This is a genomic window from Variovorax sp. J2P1-31 (genome assembly GCF_030317215.1).
GTDB lineage: Bacteria > Pseudomonadota > Gammaproteobacteria > Burkholderiales > Burkholderiaceae_C > Variovorax.
Genome location: NZ_JASZYA010000001.1, coordinates 490,113 through 504,800 on the forward strand (window position 1 = coordinate 490,113; position 14,688 = coordinate 504,800).

The window sequence follows — 14,688 nt, forward strand, 5'->3', positions numbered from 1 at the left end:
AAGGACGACATCATCATGAACAACAAACTGCATCGTCTCTCCCTCGTCGCGCTGGGCATTGCCGCGCTGCTGGCCCTGCCGGCCTGCGGCAGCTCCTCGGTGAGCCGGGGCATCACCGACAGCGGCACGGCCGCCGAGGTGGTCTTCCCGAGCGCCGAGAAGGACGCCTGGCTCAAGGAGGGGACCTTCCCCAACCTCGACAACCTGCGCGCCGTGGGGCCCGGCGCGACCAAGGACCAGCTCTACGACCTGCTGGGCCGGCCGCATTTCCGCGAAGGCCTGGCCGGCCCGCGCGAGTGGGACTACATCTTCCATTTCCGCCGGCCCGACGGCGGCGTGGCGACCTGCCAGTACAAGGTGATCTTCGACAAGAACGTCGAGGCGCGCAGCTTCCTCTGGTCGCCCGCCGGCTGCGCCGAGGTGCTGAAGCCCGCGGCGGCGCCAGCGCCCGTGCAGGCGCCCGTGGCGGCGGTGGTGCCGGCCGTGCTGCCGGTGGCGCCGCCGGCCCCCGTGCCCGCGGCCCCCATGCCGCGCCGGGTGACGCTCGACGGCGACAGCCTGTTCCGCTTCGACAAGAGCGCGGCCGAGGACATGCTGCCCGAAGGGCGGCGCCAGGTCGCGGCGCTGGCGGCCAGCATCCAGAGGAACTTCAAGTCGCTGCGCGAGATCCGCATCGCCGGCCACACCGACCGCCTGGGCAGCGATGCCTACAACGACATGCTGTCGCGGGCGCGTGCCAACACGGTGCGCGAGATGTTCGTGCGCGAAGGCATCCCGGCGCAGGTGATCCGCACGCAGGGCATGGGCAAGCGGCAGCCGGTGGTCAACTGCCCCGGTGCCCGGAAGAACGACGCATTGATCAGCTGCCTGCAGCCCAACCGGCGGGTGGAGATCCAGGTCGACGGTGCGCAGTGACCGCGTACGGCGTTCAAGCACACGCAGAAGGCGGCGCGCCGCTGGGGCGCATCGCCATCGTGGACGCGCGGGAGCGCTCCCGCGCCAATGCCCGGCGCGCGGTTCGGCGCCTGGGCTACGAAGCGGAGGTCTACGAAAGCGTCGGGGAGATGGCGCGTCGCATGCAGGGGCCGGCGCGGCTCGCCATGGCCTTGCTGGCCGGCGCGAAAGACAGCGCGGCCTCCGCTGCACAGATGGCGGAGTTGCGTGCGCTCCTTGGCCCCTCGGTGCCCACGCTGCATCTGGTGCCGAAGAACCAGCTGCATGAATTGGCATCGCTGTGCCACCACACCCCGGACGAAATCTTCGGCCGGCTCACCGCCTTCAGCGAGCTGTCCAGCCTGCTGCGGGTCTACATGCGCAACGTGCACCTGCGCGTGCCCGACGTCGATTGGGAATGGGAGCGCTACCACTTCCTGTCCATGATGAATGCGGTGGCGTTCGGCGACTGCACGGTCGAATTGCGGACCGACGAGTTCGATCTGGCGACCGAACTGTTCCGCCACACGGGCCACACGCTCACGCGCCAGCAGCTCTGCATGGCCATCTGGGGACACGACGGCCACGACAAGTCGCGCTCGCTGGACGCCTGCGCATCGCGCCTGCGTCGGGCCTTGCAGCTTGAAGAGAATGGGTGGAAACTGCGGGCCGTTTGGGGTGCGGGCTATCGCCTGGACGGGCCGTCTGCCACGGCAACAGCACCGTTGAAGGAGTCGGACTTCGAAGTGTCCTAGTCGACACCGGCAGAGGAAGGGAGGGAGAAAAGAATGAACCAGAAACAGAGCCGCCGCCATGGCGGAGCCAGATCGCCGTGCAAGCACGGCGTGCCACCGTGCGATGCGGATCGCCAGACGGAACGGCGATGGGGCGCTATCTCCTGACCTTCATCGTGCTCGCGGCCTGTGTCGCGGGCGCCATCTGCTTCTTCCTGACCACGCGAGGCACGCCTTCGGACCCTCTGCGCGGGCCCGTGCCGTCCCGGGCCGCCCGTCCGCACGCTGGGCGACGACGTGCCGGCCTGGGTCCGGCGCGCGGATGCGGCCGCGAAGGCGTCGGGCGACGGCGGTTGACGCGCTGGCGCGTTCGTCGACGGGGTCGGCAGAATCAACGCGCGTCCGGGCCGCCCGTCGGCCCCTCGGCTGCGGCCGCCATCGCCATCGCAAGCAGGCCCATGAGGTGTTCGCCCACAAGCTCCTTCTCGAAGGAACTGCGCAGTGCCTCGAGTTCTTCCCATGCCCAGCCGCGCAGGTAGGCGGACAGCGGCGCCACCCATTCGTCCTCGGCTGCGAATCGGCGTGCGCTCGCCGCGGGCGTGAGGCCGAACCAGCGCGCGGTCCATTGCGCCGACAGGCCGATGGTCCAGGCGTTCAGAAGGGGCGCTGCGCACGGGCCCGCCTCGCTGGCTGGATCGACGAGCAGCAGCCGCATTCCATGGGCCGTGTCGACGCACCCTCCGGGGCGCTCCGCCGTGGTGGCGCACCGCCGCCACAGGCGCACGCCGCCCAGTGCAATGCCGGGGTCGGGCGCCTCGTCGGCGGGGCCTTGACGCTCGCCAGGCCGCGAGACCAGGGGCGTCGACGCGCCGTTTCGGCGGGCCGACGCGGCGCCGGCTTCGTGGCCAGAGAGGGAGCTCACCTTGTGCCTTCTTCGTGTGACAGATCTCCTCCTGAGGCAAGGTGCGTGCCCGATGCCGCCGATCGCCGGAGCGGGCGCTGCGGCTTTACGGCGGGTGCGACAGCTGCTTGATTTCATTGGGGAATCCCTTGCAGATCATGGCCTCCCTGCTGTGCTTGCAGTGCGCGCGGAGGCGGCGCGGCATGTTCCGTTCCGGCGCTGCGTAACGCGCTTTCAGGTAACGGCCGCCACATCGGCGGCGGCATGGGGCGGTGATTCGACGGGCCCCGGGAGCGGGTCGCTGCGTTGCATGCCGTGCGCCATGGCATCCGCCGTCGAGCGTGGCGGCTCGGCTTTCGTGCATTGCTAGACAGCTGTGCGTGATCTTCATAGAGCTGGTTCTCGTTTTTCAACTTCTGAATTTGTTTCAAACGCTAACGTTCCTCAAACTCCCGCTACAGAGTGGCATCGGATGACCACGGCGCCGGGAGATGCCACCCAGACGGCCAGGCCATTGGCCGAAATCTGCCCAGGGGATGTCCGGCGCGGACACCCCGCAGGAAGCCGCCGTCGGGGCTCTTCAGATCGAATTTCCAGGCTTGCCTCCATGTCCGACACGCCTTTGCATGTGCATCAGTTCGATACGGATTCACTTGAACGGAAGCACCGGTTCTCCTACTGGGCCGACACCTTCTCCGGCAGCGTCGGCTATGCGGGTCTCGAGAGCCCCAGCCGCGACGACTTCCATCAGCAGCTCTCGATCCTCGAGGTGCCGGGCGTGGCCCGCTTTCAGCGGCACCGGGGCAGCGTGATTTCGGTGCGCTCGGAGCCAGGGCAGGTGGAGCGCGTCGAGGCCTATCCCTTCTACCTGATGCTCAAGCTGGGCAACGGCGCCACGACGATCGCGCAGGGCCGCGAGGCGCTCATCGAGACCGGCGACATGGTGCTGCTCGATGCCAGCAGGGGCATGCAGATGCGCGCGCACGAGGCGGTGAACTCGCTGGTGATCGGCCTGTCGGCACCGCTCACGCAGCGCTGGATTCCCGGCGGCCGCGACTCGGTGGGGCTGCGCCTCGATGGCGCCAAGGGATGGGCGGGCGTGCTGTCGGCCTACCTGCGATCGCTGGACCTCCATCAGGTCGAGGGCATCGAGCGGCCGCTCGAGCGCGCGCTGATCGGCGAGCACATCCTGTCGATGCTCTCGTTCACGCTGGAGCAGCGCGGGCTGATGGGCGGCGGAGAAACGGTGTCGTCGCGGGATCACCTGCTGCACGGCCGCATGCGCAACTGGATCCGCGACAACTACAGCAATCCCGCGGTCAGCGCGTCGATGCTGGCGGACCATTTCAACGTCTCCGTGCGCTATGTGCACAAGGTGTTCTCCATCGCAGGCCGCGGCGTGACCTTCAGGGATGCGCTGCAATGCGAGCGTCTCGACGCCGCATTGCGCATGCTGCGCACGGCCGCCAACTCCAACACCTACATGGCCCAGATCGCCTACCGCTGCGGCTTCTCCGACGCGGCCTACTTCGGCCTGGTGTTCCGAAAGGTCTTCGGCTGCACGCCCCGCGCCTACGGGCGGAAGTTCCTGGGTGAGGGGCCGGCGGACGACGAGGTGCCCGCCGCAGAGCTCTCCTGAGCGCGGGCCTGCCTCGGCCAGCCGAGGAAGCGCTGCGCCGCGCCGTGCAGCCCTTCCTTGCATGGGGCCGCCACCGCGTTGCGCTCCTTGTGCCCTGTGGCGCATGTGCGACATGCGCCCTGGGTCGACGCCCGTTCCCAGCCGGGGTGTTTTCGTTCATGATCTTGCGCTCGGCGCTGTCCCATCAAGACAGCGCACGCCAGAAAAACCGATGCCATAGAAGTGTCGGTCGACGAGATCAGTCACTCAGGGAGAAGCGATGACCATCGCAGGAGAAGCAGACGCCGATATCTTTTCGGCACCGTACGGCGTTGTTCCGCGAGGGCGCGCCGGTCCACCAGGCCTCGGCTTCGCGGCGCAGGAGGCGCTGCAGGCGCGTGAGGCCCGATCCGGATGCCCTACCGTCGATCTGGGGGGCATGTCCTTCATGCGCATCCGGGGCGGCAGCGTGGAAGCATGCCAGCATGCCTTGATCGGGCTGCGCGAGAAGAGGCGAACGTTCTCGCTCCAGCTGCTGGCCGTCGTGCACGGCGAACTCACGGCCGTCGGGTCCTCGGGGCGCAGCCTCACGCTGGCAGCGGGCGACATGGCGCTGCTGGACGCCGGCGAGGGCACGAGCCTGCTGTCACTGCAGCCCATGGATGCCTGGGTGGTCGACCTGTCGGAAGCCGTGATCGCGCGCTGGCTGCATCCGCTGCCGGCCGGCATGTCGAGGCTCGCGGGCGACAGCGGATGGGGCCGCCTGCTGTCCACCTACCTGCGCAACTGGGCGTTCGAGACCCTGAGCGCGCTCAGCAGTTCTTTCGAAAAGGAACTCATCGGCGAGCATGTGATGTCCCTTCTTTCGCTGGCACTGGCGCAAGGACGCGACGCCGCGCCGGACGATGCGCCCGTCGTTTCCGCGCGCGATCGACACATGTACCTGCGGATGCGCCAGTGGGTGCGCGACAACCATGCCGACCCCGAGTTCGGCGTGGCCGCGCTGGCGGCCCGGTTCGGCGCGTCCACGCGCCATGTGCACCGCGTGTTCGCCAGGGCGGGCGGCGGCGAGTCCTTTCTCGATGCCGTCCGGCACGATCGCCTCGATGCCGCGGCGCGGCTGTTGCGGGACGCCATGGACGACGGCTCGCAACAGGTCTCGGTGGCCGAGATCGCCGCGCGCTGCGGCTTCTCCGACCCCGGCTACTTCGGCCGTGTGTTCCGCAAGAAGTACGGCCACTCGCCGAGCGAGTTCGCCAAGAAGAACTTCAGGGCGCCGCGCTGAGCTTGCGGCGGCACCGTCGCGCTGAAGCGGCGGTGCTCAGACCGCCATGGCCGCCGTCAGCGGCGCATGGTGTTCATAGCCCTCGAGCGTGAAGTCGCTGGGCAGCACCTTCTCCAGCCACTCGGGCTCGTAGACCCCGGTGTCCTTATAGGCCGGCACGCGCGACGAAAGGTTCAGCCGCGGGGCGGGGAAGGGCTCGCGCTTGAGCTGCTCCTGCAGCATGTCGACGTGGTTCTCGTAGATGTGCACGTCGCCGATGAAGTAGGTGAACCACTTGGGCGTGTAGCCCGTGAGCCGGCCCACCAGGTGCAGCAGCGCCGCGCCTTCGGTCAGGTTGAAGGGCGTGCCCAGGCCCACGTCGTTGCTGCGGATGTAGAGGCACAGCGAGATCTCGCCCTTGGCCTTGTTGGGCAGGAACTGGTAGAGCAGGTGGCAGGGGGGCAGCGCCATCTCCTCGATCTGCGCCCAGTTCCAGCCGTGGAACAGGATCCGGCGGTCGGAGGGGTTCTCGATGATCGTGTCGAGGCACAGGCGCAACTGGTCCACCGCCTTGTACAGCAGCACCTTGCTGCCCTCGTCGCCGTCGTCGAAGGTGGCGAGCTGTCGGTAGCCGCGGGACTTGGCATCGTCGATCTGGCGGGTCTGGGTCGCCGGCAGCGCCTTGTAGGCCGGCCAGTCGCGCCATTGCACGCCGTACACCGGGCCCAGGTCGTCGGTGCCCAGGCGGTAGGGGTTCTCGAGCCAGCGGGCGTTCTCGTTGGCGTTCTGGTCCCAGACCTTGCAGCCCAGCTCGCGGAACTCGGCCGCGTTCCGCGACGCGCGCAGGAAGCCCACGAGCTCGCCGATGGCCGACTTGAAGGCCAGCTTCTTGGTCGTGACCGCCGGGAAGCCCTGCGTGAGGTCGAAGCGCATCATCGCGCCGGGCAGGCTCAGCGTGCGGATGCCGGTGCGGTTCTCCTGCCAGCTGCCGTTGTCGAAGATGTCTTGGACGAGGTCGAGGTACTGTTTCATGGCTTGGCTATTCTGCAGCGAAGGCGGCTTTTGCGCTCAGGCGCGCAGCACGCGGCCGGGGTTCAGGAGGTTCTGCGGATCGAGCCCCTTCTTGATGGCCCGCATCATGCCCAGCGCCACCGGCGACTTGTGCTTCTCCAGCTTGTGCACCTTGAGTTCGCCGATGCCGTGCTCGGCCGAGAAGGAGCCGCCGAACTTCTCGACCGCGTCGTAGACCAGCGTGTTGACGCGCTCTTCCTCGTCGCGCAGGAAGGCACGGGCATCGCCCTCGGCCGGCGCCTGCACGTTGTAGTGCAGGTTGCCGTCGCCCAGGTGGCCGAAGTTGACCAGCCGCACGCCCGGGATCTCGCGCTGCAGCAGTGCGTCGGTCTCCTGCACGAAGGCCGGGATGCGCGACACCGCGATCGAGATGTCGTGCTTGATGTTCAGGCCTTCCTCGGCCTGCGCCAGCGGAATGCTCTCGCGGATGTGCCAGAGCTGGTGCGCCTGCGAAAGGTTCTCGGCCACCACCGCGTCGGTCACGCAGCCGTCCTCGAAGGCGGTCTCGAGCAGCGCCTCGAAGCGCGCGCGCGCATGGTCTTCGGATTCGCTGTCGGAGTTCTCCAGCAGCACGCAATAGGGCACGGCCTCGTCGTCGACGAAGGGCACGCGCAGCTGCGGCATGTGCTTGTCGACCAGGCTCAGCGCGAACTTGCCCATCACCTCGAAGCCGGTCAGGCCGGCGCCGAGCTGCTTGTGGGCCAGGCCCAGCAGCGTGACCGCGTGGTCGAGCGAGGGCACGGCGGCCCAGGCCGTGAGCTGGGCCGCGGGCAGCGGGTAGAGCTTCATGCTCGCGGCGGTGATGATGCCCAGCGTGCCTTCGCTGCCGATCAGCAGGTCGCGCAGGTCGTAGCCGGTGTTGTCCTTGCGCAGGCCGCTGGTGCCGTCCCAGATCTCGCCCTGCGCGGTGACGATTTCCAGGCCCAGGCACAGGTCGCGCGTGTTGCCGTAGCGCACCACCTGCGTGCCGCCGGCGTTGGTCGCCAGGTTGCCGCCGATGGTGCAGCTGCCCTCGGCCGCCAGGCTCAGCGGGAACAGGAAGCCGGCCTTCTCGGCCGTTTCCTGCAGGGTCTGCAGGATGCAGCCGGCCTCGACCGTCATCGTGAGGTTGGCCTCGTCGATGCCGCGGATGGCGTTCATGCGCTGCAGGCTCAGCACGACCTGCGTGCCGCTGCCGTCGGGAATGCTGCCCACGGCCAGGCCGGTGTTGCCGCCCTGCGGAATCAGGGCGGCGCCGGCCGCCGCGCAGGCCTTGACGACATCGGCCACCTGCTGCACGTTGGCCGGTCGCACCACGGCCAGCGCCTTGCCGCGCGCGCGCTTGCGCCAGTCCTGCTCATAGGCGGAGAGGTCGCCGTCGGTGAGCACATGGGGGGCGCCGAGGATGGCGCGCAATTGGTCGATCAGGGCGGTGGTCATGGGTGGGAAGTCTCCGGCAGGGCGGCTGCCTTTGCGGCCTGGGCCGCGTTGGCGGCGTGGGCATTGCGCAGCCGCAGTCGAACGTGCAGGGCGCATGCGACGAACAGCGCCAGGCACAACAGGATCTCGATGCCGGCCAGTACGCGGCCGGTGGGAAGGGCGTCGCTCCAGGCGCGCACCACGCCTTCGGTGAAGTAGAGCCAGATCATCAGGCTGACCCAGCGGTAGGTGTACATGCGGTTCTTCATCAGCCCCGCGAGCGGCACCACCAGCGGCAGCACCTTCAGCGCGAGCCACGAGCCGCCCGGGCGCAGCGGCGCAAGCCACATCTCCCAGGCCAGGCCCAGCACGATCAGGCCGACGAGGCTGCCCACGGCCAGCCAGCGGGTGGCGGCGACGGAAGAGGACGAGACGGGGGCGGGTGGTGGCAGGGTCGTTTTCATATCAGGAACACCGCGGAACCGGCTTTGCCGGGCCGCCGGTGTTGCCCCCGGCGAGGGGGTGGGCGCACGCGACACGAAGTGCGCGAAGACACGGGGGAGGTCCCTATGATACGGCCATGAATCGTCGGCAATGGTGGAGGGATCTTTCGCATTTTCCGTGGCGCAACACCGCCGCGGTGCTGGGCGAACGCTTCCGCGAAGACCGGCTGGGCCTGACGGCCAGCAGCCTGACCTTCACCACCACCATCGCGATGGTGCCCTTCTTCACGGTCGCGCTGGCGCTGTTCACGGTGTTCCCGATGTTCGCCAAGATGCAGGGCCGGCTGCAGCGCTGGCTGATCGAGAGCCTGATCCCCGACAACATCGCGCGCCAGGTGCTGGGCTACCTCAACCAGTTCGCCAGCAAGGCCAGCGGGCTCGGCATCGCGGGCCTGATCGTGCTGCTGATCACCGCCATCGCGTTGATACTCACGATCGACAAGACGCTCAACAACATCTGGCGCGTGCGCACGCCCCGGCCCTTCGCGCAGCGGGTGCTGATCTACTGGGCCGCGATCACGCTCGGGCCGCTGATCCTGGCGGTCAGCCTGTCCACCACCTCCTATGTGTTCTCGGCTTCGCGCGAGGTGGTGGGCGGCGCGATGGTCAAGCTGGTGTTCGACGGCTTCGAATTCCTGCTGCTCGCGGCCGGCATGGCCTCGCTCTACCACTACGTGCCCAACACCCATGTGCGCTGGGCGCATGCCTGGGCCGGCGGCCTGTTCGTGGCCGCGGCCATCGAGATCGCCAAGCGCGTGCTGGCCTACTACCTGAGCCTGGTGCCGACCTATTCGGTGCTCTACGGCGCCTTCGCCACCTTCCCGATCCTGCTGGTCTGGATCTACGTGGCCTGGGTCATCGTGCTGCTGGGCGCGGTCATCGCGGCCTACCTGCCCAGCCTGCTGACCGGCGTGGCGCGGCGCGGCGGCACGCCCGGCTGGCCGATGCAGCTCGCGATGGAGGTGCTGCAGCACCTGGCGCACGCCCAGGCCGAGCCGGCCCGGGGCGTGGGCGCGGTCGATCTGGTGGCGCGCATGCGCGTCGATGCGCTGCAGCTCGCGCCGGTGCTCGAGACCCTGGTGGCGCTCGACTGGATCGCGGCGCTGGACGAACAGACGGCCGACGAAAACCCGCGCTACGTCCTGCTGGCCGATCCGGCCACGCCCATGGCGCCGCTGCTCGAGGCCCTGCTGATGCCCCGGGCGGAGCCGCTCGAGGGGCTGTGGCGGGAAGGCCCCCTGCACCGCCTGCGGCTGGGCGAGGTGCTGGTGCTCAGAGGCTGACCTTGCCGCGCCAGATGTCGCGGTACATCGCCCAGTCGCCCATGAAGGAATAGAGCGGCCGCTTGAAGGAGGCCGGCTTGTTCTTCTCGAAGCCGAAATGGCCCACCCAGGCGAAAGCGTAGCCGGCGAGCAGGCCGGCCAGCAGCCACCATGCGTTCAATGTGGCCACGGCCGCCGCCACGCAGACCAGCGAGAGCGTCGATCCCGCGAAATGCAGCCGCCGGCAGCTGCGGTCGGCGTGTTCGCTCAGGTAGAAGGGATAGAACTCGGCGAAGCTCTTGAAACGGCGGGGATCGGCGGCAGATGCCGTGCCAGTCGTGGTGTTCATGTGCGTCTCCTGGAGGCCGGCGGGTAGGGCGCGAAGGCCTTGTCCATAATAGCCACGACCTCCCGGCCGCACCATCCGGCCTTCCGATCCCCTCATCGATGCATCCGTCTTGAGCGCCCTGCCTGCCACCACCGCTTCCGCCGCGCCCGCCAGCGACGCGCCCTGGGTCGTGTGCCTCTGCGCCGAATGGTGCGGCACCTGCCGCGACTACCGGCCGCTGCTCGCGCAGGTGGCGCGCGCCCATCCGCAGTTCCGCTTCGCCTGGGTCGACATCGAGGACCATTCGGAGATCGCCGATGTCTTCGACGTCGAGACCTTCCCGACCCTGCTGGTGGCCGGGGCCGACGGCACGCGCTTCCTCGGCCCCTTGCTGCCGCACGCCGAGACGCTCTCGCGCATGCTCGACGCGCTGCAGTCGCCCAAGCCCTCGAGCGCCGACGTCACGTCGCTGCTCGCGGTGCTGGACCAGCAGCCGACCACCTTCGCGGTCTGACCGGAGCCTTGCCATGAACATCCTGATCTTCGGCGCCACCGGCATGGTGGGGCAGGGCGTGCTGCGCGAATGCCTGCTCGCGCCCGACGTCGAGCGTGTGGTCACGATCGGCCGCGGTGCCACCGGCCAGCAGCATCCCAAGCTGCGCGAGCTGGTGCACAAGGACCTGTACGACTACGGCGCCATCGAATCGCAGCTGCAGGGCTTCGACGCCTGCTTCTTCTGCCTGGGCGTGTCGTCCGCCGGCATGAAAGAAGACGCCTACCGCCGCATCACCTACGACCTCACCTTGGCCGCGGCCACGGTGCTGGCCCGGCTCAACCCGGGCATGACCTTCACCTACGTCTCGGGCACCGGCACCGACAGCAGCGAACGCGGCCGCAGCATGTGGGCGCGGGTCAAGGGCGCGACCGAAAACGCGCTGCTGCGCCTGCCCTTCAAGGCCGCCTACATGTTCCGCCCCGGCGTGATCCAGCCGCTGCACGGCGCGCGCTCCAAGACGCCGCTGTACCACGCGCTCTATGTCGTGCTCTCGCCCCTGCTGAGCCTGGCCGGCCGGATCTGGCCCGACCAGCTCACGACCACCGAGCGCGTGGGCCGCGCGATGCTGGCCGTGGCGCGCCACGGCGCGCCCAAGGTCTGGCTCGAACCCAAGGACATCAACGCGCTGGCCTGATCAGCCTCAGCCCCGCGCGCGGCCGCGCTTGCGCCGCCCGGCGCCGGCGATGGCCTGCACCAGGTGCTGGACGAAGGCCTCGACCAGCGGCGGCAGCGTGCGGCCCTCGAGCGCCAGCACCTGCAATTGCCGTTGCTGCAGCGGCGCCTCGGCAAAAGGCCGCGCCACCACCTCGCCGGCCTCGATCAGGTGCACCACGGTCAGGTGCCCCGACAGCATCACGTCGGGCGTGCGCAGCAGCGGCAGCAGCACCGACGAGAAATTGCTCACGAACAGCGCGCGGTACTGCAGGCCCTGCAGGCTGCAGGCCTGGTCGAAGAGCTGGCGCGCGGTGACACCCTTGTCGCCCACGGCCAGCGGGTAGCGCACCGCATCGGCCACGGACACCACGCGCTGGCGCGCCAGCGGATGGTCGGGCCGCAGCACCGCGAACACCGGCGCGCTGGCCGCATGCGCGATGCGCAGGCCGGGCTCGGGCGCGACCACGTACTTGAGCGCGATGTCGGTCTCGCCGCGCGCCAGCAGCGCGCTCACGCCGTCGGGCGAACCCACGTGCAGCTCGAGCTGGCAACCCGGGTGCGCGGCGTCGAAGCCGCGCATCACCAGCGGCATGAAGTGGCCCGCGAAGCCCTCGGTGCAGGCCATGCGGATGCGGCGCGCGTCCTGGCCGCCGAGGTCGCGCACCTCGTCCACCACCTGCTCGATGTCGCGTTGCGCGTTGCGCAGGTGGGCGGCCAGCCGCTCGCCGGCCGCGGTCAGCGCCATGCCGCGGGCATGGCGCTCGAACAGCGGCGTGCCCAGGCTGTCCTCCAGCTTCGCGATCTGGCGGCTCACGGCCGAGGAGGCCACGAACAGCCGCGCCGCGGCCTGGTTGACCGAGCCGCTGCGCGCCACTTCGAGGAAATGGCGCATCGGGATGCTGAGCAGGGGGAGGGACATGGGCTGCAGGTATTGCCTTCAAGGCAATGGTAGCTTGCGAAAACGATGCTGGAAGCATCGGCGTCTTGGCCTTGTACTTGCTGCATCCCACGCATCCACAGGAATTCGCCCATGCAACGCACCGACAGCCTCGCCGCCGCCGCGTCCTACTTCGACGACGGCCGCTTCTTCGCCGACCTGCAGCGCCGCATCGCCCTGCGCACCGAGAGCGACACCGGCGCCGCCACCCCCGCGCTCGAGGCCTACCTGCGCGAGGAGCTGATGCCGCCGCTGGGCGCACTCGGTTTCGAGTCCGAGGTCGTCGCCAATCCGGTGCCCGGCGGTGGCCCCTTTCTGATCGCGCGGCGCATCGAGGACCCGGCCCTGCCCACCGTGCTGAGCTACGGCCACGGCGACGTGGTGAGCGGCCAGGACGCGCAATGGGACGCGGGCCTGGGCCCCTGGGCGCTCACCGCGCGCGGCGAGCGCTGGTACGGCCGTGGCACGGCCGACAACAAGGGCCAGCACAGCATCGCGCTCGGCGCGCTGGCGGCCGTGCTGCAGGCGCGCGGCGGCCGCCTGGGCTACAACCTGACCTGGCTCATCGAGATGGGCGAAGAGGCTGCCTCGCCCGGCCTGCACGCGGTGTGTGTGCAGCAGCGCGACAAGCTGCGCGCCGACCTGTTCCTGGCCAGCGACGGCCCGCGGGTCAGCGCCGAGCGGCCCACGCTGTTCCTGGGCTCGCGCGGGGCGGTCAACTTCAGCCTGCGGCTGCGCGCGCGGCCCCGCGGCTACCACTCGGGCAACTGGGGCGGCGTGCTGGTGAATCCGGGCACGGTGCTGAGCCACGCGGTGGCCTCGCTGGTCGACGCGCACGGCCGCATCCGGGTCGAGGCGCTGCGCCCGCCGCCGCTCACGCCGGCGCTGCGCGAGGCCCTGGCCGGCATCGCGATCGGCGGCGGCGCCGACGATCCGGCGGTCGACGATCGCTGGGGCGAGCCCGGCCTCACGCCCGCCGAGCGCCTGGTGGGATGGAACACCCTCGAGGTGCTCGCGCTGGGCGCGGGCTCGGCCCAGCGGCCGGTCAACGCGATCCCGGCCGAGGCGGTGGCGCACTGCCAGCTGCGCTTCGTGGTCGGCACGCCCTGGCAGGACCTTGAGCAGATCGTGCGCGCGCACCTCGATGCCCACGGTTTCGAACAGGTCGAGGTGCAGGTCACGCTGAGCGGCGCGGCCACGCGGCTGGACCTGGCCAACCCCTGGGTCGACTGGGCCCGCGCGTCCATCACACGCAGCAGCGGCCGGCCGGTCGACCTGCTGCCCAACCTGGCCGGCTCGCTGCCCAACGACGTGTTCGCCAGCGAACTCGGCCTGCCCACGCTGTGGGTGCCGCATTCCTACCCGGCCTGCGCGCAGCACGCGCCCAACGAGCACCTGCTGGCGCCGCTGGCGCGCGAGGGGCTGCAGATCATGGCCGGCCTCTACTGGGACCTGGGCGAGCCCGGCCACGCGCCCTGGGCCGCGGGCCGGCTTCCTTCGCACACCGCCTGATCGATTCTCTTCTTCGTACGCACCATGACCCACCTTCGCACCCGTCGCCGCCTGCTGCTCGGCGCCTCTTCCCTTTGGCTCGTCGCCATGCCCGCGCTGGCGCAGCCCAACGCCTGGCCCGAGCGCCCGATCAAGCTGGTCGTCCCCTTCCCGCCGGGTGGCGGCACCGACATCGTGGCGCGCGGCATGGGGCAGGCGCTGGCGGAGCGGCTGGGCCAGCCGGTCGTGATCGACAACCGGCCCGGCGCCTCCACCATCATCGGCACCGATGCGGTGGCCAAGGCCGCGCCCGATGGCTACACGCTGCTGCTTTCCGGTTCGACCAGCTACAGCGTGAACCCGGCCCTGCGGGCGAGGTTGCCCTACGACCCGGTGCGCGACCTGGCACCGATCGCGATCGTGGCGCGCACGCCGCTGGTGCTGGTGGTGGGCCAGGGCACGCCGTACCGCTCGCTCCACGAGCTGATCGCCGCGGCCAAGGCCAGGCCGAAGGGCCTGCGCTACGCCACCTTCGGCGCCGGCTCGGGCCCGCACCTGGCGGGCGAACTGCTCGCGCTGGCGGCCGGCATCCAGCTGCAGGACATCCCGTACAAGGGCAGCGCGCAGGGCGCGATGGCGGTGATTGGCGGCGAGATCGAGATCGGCATCGACACCGTGGCCTCGGTGGCGCCGCATGTGCGCTCGGGCAAGCTGCGCGCGCTGGGCATCGTGGGCGCGACGCGCGCGAGCCTGCTGCCGGAGGTGCGCACGCTGGCCGAGCAGGGCCTGCCCGAAGCCACTTTCGACGCCTGGTACGGCTTCGCCGCGCCGGCGCGCACGCCGGCCCCGGTGATCGACAGGCTGGCGCAGGCCGTGGGCGCGACCATGGCCAGCCCGGCCCTGCAGGCGCAGCTGCGCGCGCAGGGCATGGAGCCGGTGTTCATCGGCGCGGCCGCCTTCCGCCAGCAGATGGAAGGCGAGATCGCGCGCTACCGCGCGCTGGCCCACCGCGCGGGCATCGCGGCGGAGTAGCGGCGG

General features: G+C 70.0%; 15 protein-coding genes. 9 read left to right on the forward strand and 6 right to left on the reverse strand.

Annotation, left to right across the window (positions count from 1 at the left end; translation table 11 throughout):
* The first annotated feature begins 15 nt into the window (after window positions 1-15).
* A complete protein-coding gene (locus QTI20_RS02260) occupies window positions 16-915 on the forward strand; it encodes an OmpA family protein (protein WP_286550527.1) in 900 nt (299 codons plus the stop codon).
* A complete protein-coding gene (locus tag QTI20_RS02265) occupies window positions 912-1,688 on the forward strand; it encodes a winged helix-turn-helix domain-containing protein (protein ID WP_286550526.1) in 777 nt (258 codons plus the stop codon). Before QTI20_RS02260 ends, QTI20_RS02265 begins: the two co-directional genes overlap by 4 nt.
* A gap of 370 nt (window positions 1,689-2,058) precedes the next feature.
* On the opposite strand, the gene QTI20_RS02270 is transcribed toward QTI20_RS02265, so the two are convergent.
* Complete coding sequence (locus tag QTI20_RS02270) at window positions 2,059-2,589, reverse strand: hypothetical protein (RefSeq protein ID WP_286550525.1); 531 nt, start codon at window positions 2,587-2,589, stop codon at window positions 2,059-2,061.
* A gap of 586 nt (window positions 2,590-3,175) precedes the next feature.
* Here QTI20_RS02270 and QTI20_RS02275 point away from each other — a divergent pair.
* Entirely contained in the window at window positions 3,176-4,207 is a 1,032-nt protein-coding gene (locus QTI20_RS02275) for an AraC family transcriptional regulator (protein WP_286550524.1), read from the forward strand.
* A 259-nt stretch (window positions 4,208-4,466) separates the two neighbouring features.
* Window positions 4,467-5,471 carry a helix-turn-helix transcriptional regulator gene (locus tag QTI20_RS02280; protein WP_286550523.1) on the forward strand — a complete coding sequence of 335 codons (1,005 nt, stop codon included), beginning with the start codon at window positions 4,467-4,469 and terminating at the stop codon, window positions 5,469-5,471.
* A 36-nt stretch (window positions 5,472-5,507) separates the two neighbouring features.
* Here QTI20_RS02280 and QTI20_RS02285 read toward each other — a convergent pair whose 3' ends face one another.
* From QTI20_RS02285 to QTI20_RS02295, 3 genes are read right to left on the reverse strand one after another with little or no spacing between them, the layout of a single operon-like run.
* Window positions 5,508-6,482, reverse strand: coding sequence for a thymidylate synthase (locus tag QTI20_RS02285; protein WP_286550522.1), 975 nt, complete (start codon window positions 6,480-6,482; stop codon window positions 5,508-5,510).
* A 36-nt stretch (window positions 6,483-6,518) separates the two neighbouring features.
* Entirely contained in the window at window positions 6,519-7,940 is a 1,422-nt protein-coding gene (locus QTI20_RS02290; RefSeq protein ID WP_286550521.1) for an FAD-binding oxidoreductase, read from the reverse strand.
* On the reverse strand, window positions 7,937-8,383 hold the full coding sequence (locus QTI20_RS02295; protein ID WP_286550520.1) for a DUF2069 domain-containing protein: 447 nt from the start codon (window positions 8,381-8,383) through the stop codon (window positions 7,937-7,939). The genes QTI20_RS02290 and QTI20_RS02295 overlap by 4 nt, the downstream gene beginning before the upstream one ends.
* A gap of 116 nt (window positions 8,384-8,499) precedes the next feature.
* On the opposite strand from QTI20_RS02295, the gene QTI20_RS02300 reads away from it, so the two are divergent.
* Window positions 8,500-9,705: a YihY family inner membrane protein gene (locus QTI20_RS02300; protein ID WP_286550519.1), complete on the forward strand. Its 1,206-nt coding sequence runs from the start codon at window positions 8,500-8,502 to the stop codon at window positions 9,703-9,705.
* Here QTI20_RS02300 and QTI20_RS02305 read toward each other — a convergent pair.
* On the reverse strand, window positions 9,695-10,033 hold the full coding sequence (locus QTI20_RS02305; protein WP_286550518.1) for an Mpo1-like protein: 339 nt from the start codon (window positions 10,031-10,033) through the stop codon (window positions 9,695-9,697). The two genes, QTI20_RS02300 and QTI20_RS02305, sit on opposite strands and share 11 nt — an antisense overlap.
* Window positions 10,034-10,142: 109 nt before the next feature.
* On the opposite strand from QTI20_RS02305, the gene QTI20_RS02310 reads away from it, so the two are divergent.
* Complete coding sequence (locus QTI20_RS02310) at window positions 10,143-10,526, forward strand: thioredoxin family protein (protein ID WP_286550517.1); 384 nt, start codon at window positions 10,143-10,145, stop codon at window positions 10,524-10,526.
* A gap of 13 nt (window positions 10,527-10,539) precedes the next feature.
* Window positions 10,540-11,202, forward strand: a complete 663-nt coding sequence (locus QTI20_RS02315) for an NAD-dependent epimerase/dehydratase family protein (protein ID WP_286550516.1) — start codon at window positions 10,540-10,542, stop codon at window positions 11,200-11,202.
* A gap of 6 nt (window positions 11,203-11,208) precedes the next feature.
* Here the strand turns inward: QTI20_RS02315 and QTI20_RS02320 are convergent, their stop codons facing one another.
* Window positions 11,209-12,141 carry a LysR family transcriptional regulator gene (locus QTI20_RS02320; RefSeq protein WP_286550515.1) on the reverse strand — a complete coding sequence of 311 codons (933 nt, stop codon included), beginning with the start codon at window positions 12,139-12,141 and terminating at the stop codon, window positions 11,209-11,211.
* 111 nt (window positions 12,142-12,252) lie between these two features.
* Here QTI20_RS02320 and QTI20_RS02325 point away from each other — a divergent pair, with 111 nt between their 5' ends.
* Together QTI20_RS02325 and QTI20_RS02330 are read left to right on the forward strand one after the other, a co-directional pair.
* Window positions 12,253-13,671, forward strand: a complete 1,419-nt coding sequence (locus tag QTI20_RS02325) for a M20 family metallopeptidase (protein WP_286550514.1) — start codon at window positions 12,253-12,255, stop codon at window positions 13,669-13,671.
* 24 nt (window positions 13,672-13,695) lie between these two features.
* The gene (locus QTI20_RS02330; protein ID WP_286550513.1) at window positions 13,696-14,682 is read left to right on the forward strand and encodes a Bug family tripartite tricarboxylate transporter substrate binding protein; all 987 of its coding nucleotides are present in this window, start codon (window positions 13,696-13,698) and stop codon (window positions 14,680-14,682) included.
* Window positions 14,683-14,688: the final 6 nt, after the last annotated feature.

Excerpts from the sequence above, each read along its gene's own strand:
- QTI20_RS02260 (WP_286550527.1), top strand. The coding sequence starts at position 16 with ATGAACAACAAACTGCATCGTCTCTCCCTCGTCGCGCTGGGCATTGCC.
- QTI20_RS02275 (WP_286550524.1), top strand. The coding sequence starts at position 3,176 with ATGTCCGACACGCCTTTGCATGTGCATCAGTTCGATACGGATTCACTT.
- QTI20_RS02280 (WP_286550523.1), top strand. The coding sequence starts at position 4,467 with ATGACCATCGCAGGAGAAGCAGACGCCGATATCTTTTCGGCACCGTAC.
- QTI20_RS02285 (WP_286550522.1), bottom strand. The coding sequence starts at position 6,482 with ATGAAACAGTACCTCGACCTCGTCCAAGACATCTTCGACAACGGCAGC.
- QTI20_RS02290 (WP_286550521.1), bottom strand. The coding sequence starts at position 7,940 with ATGACCACCGCCCTGATCGACCAATTGCGCGCCATCCTCGGCGCCCCC.
- QTI20_RS02295 (WP_286550520.1), bottom strand. The coding sequence starts at position 8,383 with ATGAAAACGACCCTGCCACCACCCGCCCCCGTCTCGTCCTCTTCCGTC.
- QTI20_RS02300 (WP_286550519.1), top strand. The coding sequence starts at position 8,500 with ATGAATCGTCGGCAATGGTGGAGGGATCTTTCGCATTTTCCGTGGCGC.
- QTI20_RS02305 (WP_286550518.1), bottom strand. The coding sequence starts at position 10,033 with ATGAACACCACGACTGGCACGGCATCTGCCGCCGATCCCCGCCGTTTC.
- QTI20_RS02315 (WP_286550516.1), top strand. The coding sequence starts at position 10,540 with ATGAACATCCTGATCTTCGGCGCCACCGGCATGGTGGGGCAGGGCGTG.
- QTI20_RS02320 (WP_286550515.1), bottom strand. The coding sequence starts at position 12,141 with ATGTCCCTCCCCCTGCTCAGCATCCCGATGCGCCATTTCCTCGAAGTG.
- QTI20_RS02325 (WP_286550514.1), top strand. The coding sequence starts at position 12,253 with ATGCAACGCACCGACAGCCTCGCCGCCGCCGCGTCCTACTTCGACGAC.
- QTI20_RS02330 (WP_286550513.1), top strand. The coding sequence starts at position 13,696 with ATGACCCACCTTCGCACCCGTCGCCGCCTGCTGCTCGGCGCCTCTTCC.